The 13747-nt window shown below is 71.4% G+C and carries 13 protein-coding genes; 9 read left to right on the forward strand and 4 right to left on the reverse strand.

Going from position 1 to position 13747, the window contains the following annotated elements; genetic code table 11:
• Positions 1-86: 86 nt before the first annotated feature.
• The 4 genes from AMA02S_RS44605 to AMA02S_RS05250 all read left to right on the forward strand — a co-directional run bounded on the left by AMA02S_RS44605 (position 87) and on the right by AMA02S_RS05250 (position 3835).
• The gene (locus AMA02S_RS44605; protein ID WP_281181842.1) at positions 87-1568 is read left to right on the forward strand and encodes a sensor histidine kinase; all 1482 of its coding nucleotides are present in this window, start codon (positions 87-89) and stop codon (positions 1566-1568) included.
• Positions 1569-1904: 336 nt separating this feature from the next.
• Positions 1905-2744, forward strand: a complete 840-nt coding sequence (locus tag AMA02S_RS05240; RefSeq protein ID WP_169806780.1) for a sensor histidine kinase — start codon at positions 1905-1907, stop codon at positions 2742-2744.
• Positions 2723-3379 carry a response regulator gene (locus AMA02S_RS05245; RefSeq protein ID WP_067452466.1) on the forward strand — a complete coding sequence of 219 codons (657 nt, stop codon included), beginning with the start codon at positions 2723-2725 and terminating at the stop codon, positions 3377-3379. Before AMA02S_RS05240 ends, AMA02S_RS05245 begins: the two co-directional genes overlap by 22 nt.
• A 3-nt stretch (positions 3380-3382) precedes the next feature.
• Entirely contained in the window at positions 3383-3835 is a 453-nt protein-coding gene (locus AMA02S_RS05250; RefSeq protein ID WP_067452468.1) for a universal stress protein, read from the forward strand.
• 18 nt (positions 3836-3853) lie between these two features.
• Here the strand turns inward: AMA02S_RS05250 and AMA02S_RS05255 are convergent, their stop codons facing one another.
• Genes AMA02S_RS05255 through AMA02S_RS05265 form a run of 3 tightly spaced genes read right to left on the reverse strand, consistent with a single transcriptional unit; the run spans position 3854 to position 7676 of the window.
• Positions 3854-5113 carry a nucleotide sugar dehydrogenase gene (locus tag AMA02S_RS05255; protein WP_067452471.1) on the reverse strand — a complete coding sequence of 420 codons (1260 nt, stop codon included), beginning with the start codon at positions 5111-5113 and terminating at the stop codon, positions 3854-3856.
• A gap of 2 nt (positions 5114-5115) precedes the next feature.
• Complete coding sequence (wecB, locus tag AMA02S_RS05260; protein WP_067452476.1) at positions 5116-6192, reverse strand: non-hydrolyzing UDP-N-acetylglucosamine 2-epimerase; 1077 nt, start codon at positions 6190-6192, stop codon at positions 5116-5118.
• A gap of 29 nt (positions 6193-6221) precedes the next feature.
• Positions 6222-7676, reverse strand: a complete 1455-nt coding sequence (locus tag AMA02S_RS05265; protein ID WP_067452479.1) for a sugar transferase — start codon at positions 7674-7676, stop codon at positions 6222-6224.
• Positions 7677-7900: 224 nt separating this feature from the next.
• Between AMA02S_RS05265 and AMA02S_RS05270 the strand changes: the two genes are divergently transcribed.
• The 4 genes from AMA02S_RS05270 to AMA02S_RS05285 all read left to right on the forward strand — a co-directional run bounded on the left by AMA02S_RS05270 (position 7901) and on the right by AMA02S_RS05285 (position 11826).
• Complete coding sequence (locus tag AMA02S_RS05270) at positions 7901-8923, forward strand: TolB-like translocation protein (RefSeq protein ID WP_067453869.1); 1023 nt, start codon at positions 7901-7903, stop codon at positions 8921-8923.
• A gap of 346 nt (positions 8924-9269) precedes the next feature.
• Positions 9270-9812 carry a class I SAM-dependent methyltransferase gene (locus AMA02S_RS05275; protein ID WP_218004857.1) on the forward strand — a complete coding sequence of 181 codons (543 nt, stop codon included), beginning with the start codon at positions 9270-9272 and terminating at the stop codon, positions 9810-9812.
• Entirely contained in the window at positions 9809-10996 is a 1188-nt protein-coding gene (locus AMA02S_RS05280) for a hypothetical protein (protein WP_067452485.1), read from the forward strand. Before AMA02S_RS05275 ends, AMA02S_RS05280 begins: the two co-directional genes overlap by 4 nt.
• A 2-nt stretch (positions 10997-10998) precedes the next feature.
• The gene (locus AMA02S_RS05285) at positions 10999-11826 is read left to right on the forward strand and encodes a WecB/TagA/CpsF family glycosyltransferase (protein WP_067452488.1); all 828 of its coding nucleotides are present in this window, start codon (positions 10999-11001) and stop codon (positions 11824-11826) included.
• Here the strand turns inward: AMA02S_RS05285 and AMA02S_RS05290 are convergent.
• Positions 11777-12406: a hypothetical protein gene (locus AMA02S_RS05290; RefSeq protein ID WP_067452491.1), complete on the reverse strand. Its 630-nt coding sequence runs from the start codon at positions 12404-12406 to the stop codon at positions 11777-11779. The genes AMA02S_RS05285 and AMA02S_RS05290 overlap by 50 nt on opposite strands.
• A 167-nt stretch (positions 12407-12573) precedes the next feature.
• On the opposite strand from AMA02S_RS05290, the gene AMA02S_RS05295 reads away from it, so the two are divergent.
• Positions 12574-13746, forward strand: coding sequence for a YveK family protein (locus AMA02S_RS05295; RefSeq protein WP_067452494.1), 1173 nt, complete (start codon positions 12574-12576; stop codon positions 13744-13746).
• Position 13747 lies beyond the last annotated feature (1 nt).

Below are 13747 nucleotides of genomic sequence, written 5' to 3' on the forward strand. Positions count from 1 at the left end.
ATAGAAAACGCAGAGAATCATGAATCACAACGTTCTCTAAGGGTCCGCACAGCGTCAGGCCAGAACGCGACGGGAGACTCACAGACGTGTCACTGCGAAGACGGCTGATCCTGTCCTCGGTGGCCCTGGCGGCGCTGGGGCTGCTCTTGTCCGGGCTGGCCACGTTCGCGGCGGTGCGTGACTGGACGTCCGAACGCGACCACCGGATGCTCGCCTCGCCCGGCAGGCAGGCGGAGAAGGTCATCGGTTCGCGCCAGGGGCTCATGACCGCGTCCGCACCGGACGACGTGACGACCCTGTGGCGTGCCCTCGCCGCCGACGGCGCCATTCCCTCGCTCTTCCAGATCCGTGCCGCGGACGGCAGGATCCTGCAGACGGTGAACTACGGCCCGGCGCCGGACCTGCCCCGCGACCTGACACCGAGGCGTGTGACGGACGACAACCCCGACGGCGAGCGGTTCCGCACGGTCGACACCGGCGGCGATTCGAGTTTCCGCATCCGGGTGGCCTGGCTGCCGGACCCGTCGCCCGCGCAGGGGCGACCTACGCAGGGACAACCCACCACACCCACCGGAGCCACGCGTTCCCGCTTCCTCGTCGTCGGCGTCCAGAGCATCGAGTCGGAGGAGTTCAAGGGCCGCACCGCCGGCTCGATGACCGTGTTCGGACTGCTGGCGCTCATCGGGGTGGCGCTGGTGGCCGGCCAGGTGGTCAAGCGCGGACTCCGTCCGCTGGACGAGTTCGGTGCGACGGCCACCGCCATCGGCGCCGGCGACCTCACCCGCCGGGTGACGCGGGCCGATCCGCGGACCGAGGTCGGGCGGTTGGGCCAGGCGCTCAACGGGATGCTCGCCCAGATCGAGGCGGCGTTCCGGGAGCGGCGGGCGGCCGAGGGCCGGCTGCGCCGCTTCGTCGCCGACGCCTCGCACGAGCTGCGCACCCCGGTCGCCACGATCCGGGGGTATGCCGAGCTGTTCCGGCGCGGCGCCGCGCAGCGTCCCGAGGATCTCGCCAAGGCGATGGCGCGCATCGAGTCCGAGGCCGAGCGGATGGGCGTGCTGGTGGACGAGTTGCTTCTGCTCGCCCGGCTCGACCAGGGCAGGCCGCTGGAGCGCGAGCCCGTCGACCTCGCCGCGCTCGCCGGCGACGCGGTGTCGGACGCTCGCGCCGTGGCACCGGACCGCCCGGTGACGCTCGAAGGGGACGGCCCGCTCGTCGTCAGCGGCGACGCCGACCGGCTTCGCCAGGTGTTGGCGAATCTGCTGGCCAACGTCCGCCAGCACACCCCGGAGGGGACCCCGGCGGTCGTGCGGTACGGCGTGCGGGCGGGCGACGCGGTGCTGGAGGTCGCGGACGAGGGGCCCGGTCTCACCGCGGAGCAGCGGGCGCACGCTCTCGAACGGTTCTACCGGGCGGACGCGGCCCGTTCGCGGCACCGCGGTGGCGCCGGGCTCGGCCTGTCGATCGTGGACGCCGTGGTGTCGGCCCACGGCGGCGCGGTCTGCCTGGAGGCCGCGCCCACGGGCGGCATGCTCGTCCGGATTCGGCTTCCCTTGGACGGTGCCTGACAATAACGCCGGATTTGTCGATTTAGAAAACGCTCATGAGTCGGATTCATCTTTTCCGCATTTCTCACGGCCAGTCATGCGACTTGATCAGAGTGTAGCAATGGTCCATCGAACCGGTAGCCGACACTGAGGATAAACATACAAATCCCTTGCAGAACAATGTGCGCCAGTATAGAGTCAGCGGCGACGGGGTGACCTCCTTGTGAGGTGGTAGGTAAACTGTGACCTCGGTCACTCCAACTCCCCGCACGCACCTGCACCAATTGTTAGATGTCCTCGGGGCCATGGGGGAAAGTAATGCCCTATACAGTGACACCGCATTTGACGTGGGAGTTCGTGCTAGATCTCGAATTTCTGATCGGGTTCGTGATGGGCGCCTCGGTCCTGGCCGGGGTCGCCTGGTCGCGGCGTCAGCAAATCTCCCGAGAAGTAGGCTCGGCGGTCCGCGGGGAACGGAGGCGGATAGCGCGGGAACTGCACGACACCGTGGGGCACGGGATGCTGCTCATCTCGATGAGCGCCCGGCGGCTGCCGCTCGCCGCCCCGCGCGCCAAGCCGGTCGTCGAGGCGATCGACGACGCCGTCCACACCACGATGAACGACGTCCGCCGCCTGGTCGGCGAACTACGTGCGGACACCAGCGGCCCCCGGCACGTGCGGGGGCACGTGCCGGACGGCGCCACGGGGTGCGCGCCGCGAGAATCCGAGCCCACCCTCGCCGGCGGCATCACCGAGCTCGGCGTCCGGACGCTCGGGGCCGATTTCACCGTCACGCTGGAGAACGCCGGCGTCCAGCATCTGCTCCAGGCGGAATTGCAGCACACCGCCTACCGCATTGTGCAGGAAGGACTCACCAATGCGGTGAAGCATGACGGTGGACCGGTCCGCGCCTCCCTGCGGTTCGGCGACGAACTCCAACTCTGTGTCGCCAGCGGCGCGGCCAGTGGCGCCGGCGAGGATATCCACACCCTGCCGATCATCCCTTTCACCGAGCACCGCCCGAAAGTCTCCCACGGCCTTGCCGGGCTCCGGGAAAGGGTGGACGAGGTCAACGGCTCCTTCGAATGCGGAACGCTGCCGACCGGAGGCTTCCTGGTTCGCGCGCGCATTCCGATGACCGAATCCACAGTCCGCTGGCACGGCAGGAGAACCCGATGCATGAAATCCGCGTCCTGATCGTCGATGATCAACCGCTGGTGCGCAACGGGCTGCGCGCCACTTTCGACGGCGCGGCCGACATCGTGGTCGTCGGCGAGGCGGCCAACGGCGTCGAGGCCGTCCGCGACGTCCGATTACTCAGGCCCGATCTCGTGCTGATGGACATCCACATGCCACGGATGGACGGGCTGGAGGCGACGCGAGAGATCTGCGCGCCCGGCTCCGGCATCGACGCCAAGGTCATCATCCTCACGATGTTCGACCAGGACGAGCATCTCTTCGAGGCGCTGCGCATCGGCGCGACCGGGTTCATCCTCAAGGACGCCCCCGCCCGCACGCTCGTGGAGGCCGTGCACGAGGTCGCGGCAGGCGGGGCGCTGCTGTCGGCGTCGGTGACGCGCCGGCTCGTCCGGGAGTTCGCGCGCCGGCCCACGCTGTCCACCGTCCGCACCGTGGAGCTGCCGGAGCTCACCGACCGGGAGCTGGACGTGTTCAAGCTGCTCGTCCGGGGCCACAGCAACGACGAGATGGCCGAACTGCTCACCCTCGGGGCGAGCACCGTGAAATCGCACGTCAAGCACCTCTACCAGAAGCTCGGCGTGCGCGACCGGGTCCAGGTCGTGATCTATGCCTACGAGAACGGACTGGTGTAGCCCATGCTGGATCCCGAGCAGGCCCGCCACCCCGCCGTCCCGGCACGGTCGGGGAACCATCTGATCGCCGTCGCCGACGGCCGCTGCGAGATGGCGGCGGCGCACCGCGCGGCCCGGCTCGCGGCGGCCACCGGCGGCCCCGTGACGATGGCGCTGCTGACCCGGCCGCCCTGGACCGCGGCGTTCGAGCCGTCGGCCATGGAGTGCTGGCGCAACGGCGACCTGGAGATCGCCGCGCTCACCCGGCTGTCGGCGATCCTCGATCCGGCCGGTATCGGCTGGCGCATGGTCACGGTCGACGGCGACCCGGTCCGGGGCATCGTCCGCCTCGCCCGCCGGCACCCGCCGCACTGGGTGCTGGTGCCGCGCAGGCACCGCCCGTTCCTGCGGACGGGCGGCCGGCGCCTCGCGACCGTCCTGCGTTCCAGGCACGGGCTCCCGCTCCTGCTGGTCTGAGCCGGAGACGGCGGTGCGTCAGAGGAGTTCGGTGGTGTCGTTCGGCGCCGCGCGGGTGTGCCCGACGGCGTCGAACAGCAACCGGGCATGCCGGTTAAGCGTCGCCGGGTCGTAGGTCTTGTGGCCGGTCAGGACGATCGTCAGGTCCGCGGCCTCAAGCGCCGCGGATAGCGACCCGGCACCGGGAACGTCAGTGCCGTCCACCTGCCAGGACGCGACGTGGGGGTCGTGGTAGGTCAGATCGGCGCCGAGCCGGATCAGCCGGCGGGCCACCGGGCGGGCCGGGGATTCGCGCTGGTCGGCGATGTCGGCCTTGTAGGTGACGCCGAGCAGCAGGACCTTGGCGCCCTTGAGGGCGCGCCCTTCGCGGTTGAGGAGTTGCTGGGCGCGTTCGACCACGTAGCGGGGCATCCGGTCATTGATCTCTTGGGCCAGTTCGACGAACCGGAAGGGGTAGCCCAGGGAGCGGACCTTGTAGGACAGGTAGTTGGGGTCGATCGGGATGCAGTGGCCGCCGACGCCGGGTCCGGGGCGGAACGCCTGGAACCCGAACGGCTTGGTGGCGGCGCAGTCGATCGCGTCCCACAGGTCGATCCCGAGCTCGTCGCAGAACACCGCCATCTCGTTGACCAGCGCGATGTTCACGTGCCGGTAGGTGTTCTCCAGCAGCTTGGCCATCTCGGCCTCGCGGGTGCCACGCGCTTGGACGACCCGTTCCACGAACTTGCCGTAGAACGAGGCGGCGGCCACCGCGCACGCCGGCGTGAAACCACCGACGATCTTGGGCGTGTTCCGGATGCCGTAGACGGGGTTGCCCGGGTCGATCCGCTCGGGCGAGAAGGCCAGGTGGAACTGCTCCCCCGCGACCAGGCCGGAGGTCTCCAGGATCGGGCGGACGACCTCGTCGGTGGTGCCGGGGTAGGTGGTGGATTCCAGCACCACGAGCATGCCGGGCTCCAGGTGCCGGGCGACGGTCTCGGCCGCCCCGCGGACCGCCGTCAAGTCCGGGCCGCCCTCCGCCGACAGCGGCGTGGGAACACAGATCACCACCGTCTGCGCGCCGTCCAGGACGTTCTCGTCCAGGCTCGGTTCGAAGCCCTGCCCCAGCATCTCGCCGACCTCGGCGGCCGACACGTCGTCGACGTGCGACCGGCCGGCGCGCAGGCCGGTCACCACACGGGCGTCGCGGTCCAGACCGCCGACCTCCAGCCCGGCCCGGCACGCCTCCCGCACCAGCGGAAGTCCGACGTAGCCGAGCCCGATGACCACCACGTCCATCGCTACGCCACCCCCGTCCAGCGCCGGACGACGTCGGCGATGCGGACGCCGGCATGCCCGTCCCATAGCGGCGGGGTCCGGTCGGGCCGCTCCAGCCCGCCGAGCGCCTTGCCCGCCGCGGGGACCAGTTCCTCGAAGGTGACGAGGCGGTTGGTGCCGTGGGTGATGGTGATGGGTCGTTCGGTGTTGGGGCGGACGGTCAGGCAGGGGACGCCGAGGATGGTGGTCTCCTCCTGGAGGCCGCCGGAGTCGGTGACGACGGCCGCGGCGCCGCGGACGGCGGCGATGAAGTCGATGTAGCCCAGGGGTTCCAGGACGTGCACGCTCGGGTGGTCGTCGAGCCCGGCGGCCAGCAGGGTGGCGCGGCCGCGCGGGTGGACGGGGATGACCAGGTCGGCGAGGTCGGCGACGCCGTGCAGGTGCCGTACCAGCGCGGCGGCGGTCTCGGGCGCGTCCACGTTCGCGGGGCGGTGCATCGTCGCCAGGACGTACCGCTCCGGCAGCCCGTGCGCGGCCCGGACGCGTCCGGTGTCGAACCTGTCCAAGTTGGCGAGCAACGTATCGATCATCGGGTTGCCGACGAAATGCGCCCGCTCCACCGGGACGCCCTCGTTCGCCAGATGCCCGATCGCCTCGGGGCTCGTCACAAAACACAGGTCGGACAGCTGGTCGGTGAGCCGCCGGTTGACCTCCTCCGGCATGCTCATGTCGAAGCTGCGCAGCCCGGCCTCCACATGGGCGACCGGGATGTGCAGTTTGGCCGCGACCAGTGCGGCAGCGATCGTCGAGTTCACGTCGCCGTACACGACGACCAGGTCGGGCGAGCGACGCAGGAACTCGCGCTCCAGCCCGATCATCACCGCGGCCGTCTGCTCGGCGTGCCCGCCCGAACCCACACCCAGGTTGACGTCGGGTTCGGGCAGGCCCAGCTCGTCGAAGAAGACCTTCGACATGCGTTCGTCATAGTGCTGCCCGGTGTGCACAACGGTCTGGTCCAGGTCGTCGAGTGCGGCGACCACCGGCGCGGCCTTGACCAAGTTCGGCCGGGCGCCGACCACGTGCACCAGCGAGGTGATCATGTCTTCCCTTCACTACCGTCCATCGGGCCCTAGTAGGCGCCCGAACCGCGGACCACGGCCGCGAGCGTCTTCCAGAGGATCTGCATGTCGAGCACCAGCGACCAGTTCTCGATATAGCGCAGGTCGAGGCGCACCGACTCCTCCCACGACAGGTCCGAGCGTCCGCTCACCTGCCACAGCCCGGTCATGCCGGGCTTCACCGCGAGGCGCCGGAACACGTCCTCGCCATAGCGGTCCACCTCGTCCGGCAGCGGCGGGCGCGGGCCGACCAGCGACATCTCGCCGCGCAGCACGTTGACGAGCTGCGGCAGCTCGTCGATGGACCAGCGCCGCAGCCGCGAGCCGATCCGGGTGATCCGGGGGTCGTCCTTGAGCTTGAACAGCACGCCGCCGGAGGTGTCGCGGGCCGTGAGCTCGCGACGGCGGCGCTCGGCGTCCACGACCATGGTGCGGAACTTCAGCATCCGGAACCCGTTGCCGCCGAGGCCGACGCGCTCCTGCGAGAAGAACGCGGGGCCCGGGTCGTCCAGCCGGATGAGCAACGCCGTCAAAACCCACAGCGGGGAGAGCAGGACCAGCGCGACGGCCGCGACCGTCCGGTCGAAGAGCGCCTTCACCACCCGCCTCATCCCGGCGAGCTGCGGGTGCTCCACGTGCATCAGCGGCAGCCCTGCGACGGGACGGATCGACGTGCGCGGGCCCGCGATGTCCAGCAGCGCGGACGCCACGAGCAGCTCGGTGTCGGTCTTCTCCAGCTTCCAGGCGAGCCGCCGCAGCTCGACCCCCGCCAGCTCGGGACAGGCGAGCACGGCGACGGCGTCGGCGTCGCACCGTCTGACGACCTCGGCGACCTCCCACATCCCGCCCTCGACCGGGACGGTGCCCACCCGGTCGAGGCCGCCGTCCGCCGGCAGGCACGCGGCGACGATCTGCATGCCGTGGTGGCGGGCCCGGCCGAACTCGCGGACCAGCTCGGTCACCGCCTCGCGATGGCCGACCGCGACCGCCCGGCGCATGCCGTGGCCGCGGGCCCGGCGCCCGTGCAGGTGTTTGCGCAACCGGTACCGGCCGAGCAGGCTCAGCAGCGTCACCGTCGGCAGCGTGACCACGACGAACCCGCGTGCGACTTCGGCCTTCGTCGCGTAGGACAGGATCGCCACCGCCGCGGTGAGGCTGATCCCGGCGTCCAGGATGCGCCGGTACTCCTCCGAGCCGGCGCCGAAGAACCGCGACTCGTAGGCGCGGGTCGCGGCCACCCAGCCCACCCAGATGAGCGGCAGCGCCGCCGCGAGCATCGCGTCCGGACGCGGTGCGACCGTGTCGTCGCCGAACCGGAACAAGAAGCCCACGACACCGGCCGCGAGGGCACAGCAGAAATCCACGGTAATGGTTAGGCGAACATGATCTGAAACCCAGCCGACGCCCCTTGATCGTCGGCGGCGCCACAGTGGAACGGCCGTTTCCGAACTATCGACCACACTCATGCGGACATCCCCCGCCCCTCCCCGAGGTCCCGCACCCGCGCCCCCTCCAAGGAACGAATGCCGGACTGACACGACAGTTAAGCTGCCAGTTTCCGAGGTTAAAGGGAAGGTAATGCACGAAGATTACCCTTGGCCGTATGAGGCCGCCGGGACGTTGAACCATCCAGATGGCCGGAATCGGTCGGACGGCGGGCGTGGCGGTGACCGGAACCTACCCTGACGCCGTGCCCCACCTCTGGAGGACCGCGACACCGGCGCTCGTCGCGGCGACGACCGCCCTGCTGTCGAGCGGCTGCGGCGACGGCGACCGTGACCCCGCCCCGGCGAGGCCGGTCGGCACGGTGACGCTCGACCTGAGACAGCCGGGACAGCTCGTGTTCCGGCAGGGTGGCACCGGCCCGACGGCGGGCAGGCTCGCCGCCGTGCGGCTGTCCGGCCCGGCCGGCGCCCCCGTCGTGACGAGCCCGGACAAGCGGACGATCACCGGCACGTCCTGCGTCCGCGTGCACGCCGCCGGTGGCACCGGCGTCTGCCTGACGGTCGAGCGCAAGGCGGTGGCGCAGACGTCGGCCGAGATCCTGGACGGCCAGGCACGACGCTCGCACCTGTTCCCGATCGAGGGCGTGCCGAGCCGCGCCCAGGTGTCGGCGAGCGGACGGATGGTCTCGTGGACGACGTTCGTCGAGGGGCACAACTACCAGAGCAAGAACCTGTCCACCCGCACAGGGGTCTTCGACCGGAAGACGGGGCGCCTGTGGCTCGACCTGGAGAAGTTCAAGCTGGTCCAGGACGGGCGCCGCAACTGGTCGGCCGACCTCAACTACTGGGGCGTCACCTTCACCCGCGATGATGATCGCTTTTACGCGACCGCGCGTACCAAGGAGAAGACCTACCTGGTGGAGGGGCGGGTGAGCACCCGGACCATGCGCACGCTGAGGACGAACCTGGAGTGCCCGTCGCTGTCCCCCGACGGCACCCGGCTGGCGTTCAAGAAGGCGACCGGCGACCCGTCCAGGCCGTGGCGGCTGCACACGCTCGACCTCCGCACCATGCGGGAGACGGCGCTGGCCGAGCCCGCTTCGGTCGATGACCAGGCCGTATGGATCGACGATCGGACGGTGGCGTACGGGCTGCTGCGCAAGGGCGCGGCCAAGAGCGGGACCGACATCTGGACGGTGCCCGCCGACGGGTCGGGCGCGCCACGCCTGCTGCTGGCCGACGCCTACTCCCCGGCCGCAATCCGATGAGCTGCCGACCGAATCTCGCCGCCGGACGCCCGAGGGCCGTCTTGTTACCGTCTGGTAAGGCGCCCTGGCGCAGCGCTCCCGGTAGACCGCCCTCGCTTTCCCGGACAGTCTCCGGACCCCCGAGGTAAGTTTACCGGCACCCCATGTCCAAAATCGGCCACCTTGAACCCTGGCTTTTTCAGCGGCACTCCGAACAATAATGAGCCGAATCATTGGACGGGGTGAACGATTGACTCGGCTGCACGCTTTCCGTAACCAATTCGTTGACGCGCCGGGTTCTCTTGGCGCGCGCTATCGAGCGCGCCGGTGGGACTGGCTGCGCGCGACTTTTCCCGAGCTCGACCGGATGTCGGTGATCGACCTCGGCGGTACGGCGGAGGCGTGGAAGCGCGCTCCCGTCCAGCCCGCCAGGGTGCACATCGTCAACCTGGAGAAGCCGCCGGCGGACCTGCCGCCCTGGCTGCGCTCGGACCACGCCGACGCCTGCGAGCTGCCGGCGGAGATCCTGGCGGGCGACTACGACGTGGTGATCTCCAACTCGGTGCTGGAGCACGTGGGCGGGCACGCGCGCCGCCGCCTGTTCGCCGACGCGGTGCACGAGCTCGCCGACCGGCACTGGGTCCAGACGCCCTACCGCTACTTCCCGGTGGAACCACACTGGGTGTGCCCGGGAATGCAGTTCCTGCCGGCCGCGGCGCGGGTGACCGTCGCGCGGCACTGGCCGCTGGTGCACACACCGCCGGCCGACCGCGCCGAGGCGCTGCGCACCGTCCTGGACGTCGAGCTGCTGAGCCGCACCGAGATGCGCGCCTACTTCCCGCACTCCTCGATCCGCTCGGAGCGGGTCGCCGGGCTGACGAAGTCGCTGATCGCGGTGAAGCGCTCGTGAACGTGTCACCACGGATGCGGCGGCTGGCGGAGACCGACCCCGCCGCCCGCGACCTGATCGCCCGGCTGATCGGACGGGCCGTCCGCGGCCTGCCGCGGATGCGCACCGAGACACCCGGCGGGTTCGTGTTCACCATGCGCGCCGGCGCCGCGCCCGACGGGAAGGTCGACCTGGCCGTCGCGCCCGAGGGGACCAGCCTGCGCTACGCGGCCATCGTCGCGCTGGGCGCCCGGCTGCTGCCCCCCGACGAGCAGCGCGCGGCGCTCGGCGGCGAGACGGTGGACGAGCTGGTCGGCGCGCTCGTGGCGCGGCTGGAGGACACCGGCGCCGAGGCGGTCACCTCGCTCGGCGACGTGGCGCTGATCTGCTGGGCGGCGGCGGAGACCGGGCACGGGAAGCTGGAGCTCGCGCTCGCCCGGCTCGCCGCGGCGGACCCGGCGGGCGGTGGGCCGGTCTTCACCGTGGACGCGGCCTGGGTCGCCTCCGCCCTGGCGGCGGTGCGGGACGCGGGCGGCGCGCCCGGGGTCGAGGAGCATCTCGGCCGTGCCCGCGACCGGCTGCTCGACGCCCTGCGGGGACGGTCGCTGTTCTCGCACGAGGCGGGCGGGAGCGGTCTCGTCCCCCGCTACCGCGCTCATGTCGGCTGCTTCGCCGACCAGGTGTACCCCGTCCAGGCGCTGGCCCGGATCGGGGACGACCGGGCGGTCGCCGCCGCCGACGCCGTCGCGAACGGCATCTGCGCCGTGCAGGGCGACGACGGCCAGTGGTGGTGGCACTACGACGCCCGCACCGGCGAGGTCGTCGAGGGCTACCCGGTCTACAGCGTCCACCAGCACGCCATGGCACCGATGGCGCTGCTCGACCTCGCCGACGCGGGTGGCACCGCCCACCACCTCGCGATAGCCAAGGGCGTGCGCTGGCTGGCCGGGACGGCCGAGACCGGCGCGTCGCTGCTGCCGGGCGCAGAGCCCGGCGAACCCGTCATGACGTGGCGGAAGGTCGCCCGAAACGATCCCCGCAAGGCCGTCCGGGGGGTGCGCGCGGCGACCACCAGGCTGCGCCCCGGATGGCGGCTCGGCTCCCTTGACCGAAGGTTCCCCCCGGTCGCCATCGACCGGGAGTGCCGTCCCTACGAGCTCGGGTGGCTCCTGCACACCTGGCTCGGCCCCACTTCAAGGGAGTGACGATGAAGGCGCAGCGTTCCGAGCCGAACCGGCCTCTCCAGCGTGCCCGTTTCCTCGGCGTCCACCTCGACCCGCTGACCATCGACGAGACCGTCGCCCGTTGCGTGAAGGCGGTCGAGGAACGGTCGCCGATCACGATCGGGGTGCTGAACGCGGCGAAGATCGTTCGGCTCCGCAAGGACCCCCGGCTGAGCCGGGCGGTGCTGGGCTGCGACCTGGTGCTGGCGGACGGGCAGTCCGTGGTGTGGGCGGCCGGTCTGCTGCGCCGGCCGCTGCCCGAGCGGGTCGCCGGCATCGACCTGATGCTGTCGCTGCTGCCCGAGGCGGAGCGGCGCGGCCACCGGGTGTTCTTCCTCGGCGCCCGCCAGGAGGTGCTGGACCGGACCGTGGCGGAGATCCGCCGCCGGTTCCCGCGGCTGACGGTGGCCGGGTCGCGGCACGGGTACTTCTCCTCCGCCGAGGCCCCGGAGGTCGCCGACGAGATCCGTGCGAGCGGCGCCGACCTGCTGTTCATCGGGGTGTCATCGCCGATGAAGGAACTGTTCGTCCAGGACTGGTCGGCGCGGACCGGGTCGCAGGTGGTGCACGGCGTCGGCGGCACGTTCGACGTGCTGGCCGGTGAGGTGCGCCGTGCTCCGGAGTGGTGGCAGCGGCACGGCCTGGAGTGGCTCTACCGCTGCCTTCAGGAGCCGATGCGGCTCGGCCCGCGTTACTTCACCACGAACTTCGCGTTCGTCCTGCTGGTGGCCCGTGAGGCCGCGCGAGGGCTCACGCGGGGGCTCACGCGGGGGCAGTCGCGCTCTTCCGGTGCCGGCGGCGATCGGCGGTGACGGCGGCGTACGTGCCGCCGATCCCACCGATCAGCAGGACGGCGACGAGGGCGCGGGACGGGCGGCCGAGGATCGGCACCGCCCGGTCGCTGCCCGCGGCGACCTGCCAGGAGATGTACGAGCCGGGCCGCGCCCCCTGGACGGCCTGCTCGCGGCGTAGCCGTTCGCGCAGCACCGCGAGCACCTTAAGCAGCGTCCCGCGGGCCTTGTCGGCATCGCTCGCCGTCACGCTCAGGGTGAGGTACGGCTGGTCGTGAATGGGCTGTTCCTGGTTGCCGCGGTTGGCGAGCAGCACCTGAAACGCCGCGGTACCACCCGCCGTCCGGACGGCGCGCCGTCCGGCGGCCGAGTCGAGCCAACGGGACGAAACCTCCGCCATCGTGACCAGCGACGGGGTAAAACTGGCGAACGAGTTGCGCGGGAACGGCGACTGCGGCGAGAGGAACGTGACGACGGTCCGGGCCTCATAGCGCACCGGCGCCATCTGCACGCGCAGGATGGCCAGCGCCGTCAAGACGACGGCAACGATCGTCACCAGCGGGTTGCGCCGCAGCGCGGCCCCGAAATCTCGTATCGCCACAAAATGCTCCATTCACGCACGTCCGTGACATCGTGGCATGCGAGGGAGTGCGGTAGAGCTCGCTCGCCGGGTGTGGCCACGTGGCGGCATGACGGAGCCGGCGCGCGGAACTGGACGACCGCAACTAGACGACCGCGGCTAGACGACAGGGTCGTGAAGGGGGATCGGTGGATCTGCTCGACTGGGTGGGGACCCTGCTGCGGAGATGGTGGCTGACGGTGCCCCTCCTCCTCGTGGCGCTGGTGGGATCGGGGGCGATCGCCCTGGTCACGCCGTACAAGTACGAGGCGAAAGCGACTGCGGTGCTGCTCGCCTCGCCCGTGCAGGCCAAAGAGGCGGGCGGCAACCCGTGGCTCGTCTTCGACAGCTCTCTGACGGTCACCGCCGAGGTCGTCGGCCGGGAGATGATGGACGAGCAGACGGCCGCCGCGCTGCGCGCCAAGGGCCTGACGGCGACCTACATGGTGGGGGTCGCGCCCGACTCGACGGGACCGGTTCTGGCCATCGAGGTGACCGGGACGGACGCCGCCGGCACCAAGGCGACCCTGGACGCGCTGCTCGCCACCGTCCCGCTGCGGCTGGCGAAGCTCCAGGCGCAGGAGGCCGTGACACCGCGCGCCCAGATCAAGATGAACGTCATCAGCGCCAGCCCGAAGGCGGCGTTGGTGGCCACCGACAAGATTCGCCTCGTCGTGATGACGCTGTTCCTGGGTCTCGCCGTGACTGTGGCCGTCCCGCTGTTCGCCGAGGTGCTGTCGGAGCGCCGCCGCCGCGGCCGGGACGCACCGAAGAGCCCGCCGGACCCGCAGGAGGCGAACGGGGCCCAGCGCCCGCGCGTCCCGGAACCCCAGGCCCCGGGACCGCGTACGTCCGGACCGCACCCCTCCGGACCCCACACCTCTGGACCGCACCCCTCCGGACCACACACCTCTGGACCGCATGCGTCTGGGCCACACGCCTCGGGGACGCGCACCTCGGGACAGCACGCCTCGGGACCGCCCTCCGCTGAACCGCGCCCCCTGGAACCGCAGGCGCCGGAGCCGCGCGCCGCCGAGCCGCGCACGCTGGAGACCCCCAAGCCGAGCACCCGGGAGGCCGCGCCCCGGCCGGCCAGGAGGGGCGCGCTGCCCCGGATGAGCACCATGGGACGGCCCGACGAGACCCTCCCGGACTCGTCCGCGCCGAAGCCCGCGCGCAAGCCCAAGGCCAGGCCGACGGGAAAGGCGCCGGACACCCCCGAGACCTACGGCCTGCTCGGGTCGCCGGCGCCGGCCGTCCCCAACGGGAGCGGCCCGCACAAGCGGCCCGACGTGTCCGAGATGTCCGAGCCGGACGCCTAGC

Source organism: Actinomadura macra NBRC 14102 (assembly GCF_001552215.1).
GTDB lineage: Bacteria > Actinomycetota > Actinomycetes > Streptosporangiales > Streptosporangiaceae > Spirillospora > Spirillospora macra.

Excerpts from the sequence above, each read along its gene's own strand:
- AMA02S_RS05285 (WP_067452488.1), top strand. The coding sequence starts at position 10,999 with ATGAAGGCGCAGCGTTCCGAGCCGAACCGGCCTCTCCAGCGTGCCCGT.
- AMA02S_RS05245 (WP_067452466.1), top strand. The coding sequence starts at position 2,723 with ATGCATGAAATCCGCGTCCTGATCGTCGATGATCAACCGCTGGTGCGC.
- AMA02S_RS05255 (WP_067452471.1), bottom strand. The coding sequence starts at position 5,113 with ATGGACGTGGTGGTCATCGGGCTCGGCTACGTCGGACTTCCGCTGGTG.
- AMA02S_RS05250 (WP_067452468.1), top strand. The coding sequence starts at position 3,383 with ATGCTGGATCCCGAGCAGGCCCGCCACCCCGCCGTCCCGGCACGGTCG.
- AMA02S_RS05265 (WP_067452479.1), bottom strand. The coding sequence starts at position 7,676 with ATGAGTGTGGTCGATAGTTCGGAAACGGCCGTTCCACTGTGGCGCCGC.
- wecB (WP_067452476.1), bottom strand. The coding sequence starts at position 6,192 with ATGATCACCTCGCTGGTGCACGTGGTCGGCGCCCGGCCGAACTTGGTC.
- AMA02S_RS05275 (WP_218004857.1), top strand. The coding sequence starts at position 9,270 with ATGTCGGTGATCGACCTCGGCGGTACGGCGGAGGCGTGGAAGCGCGCT.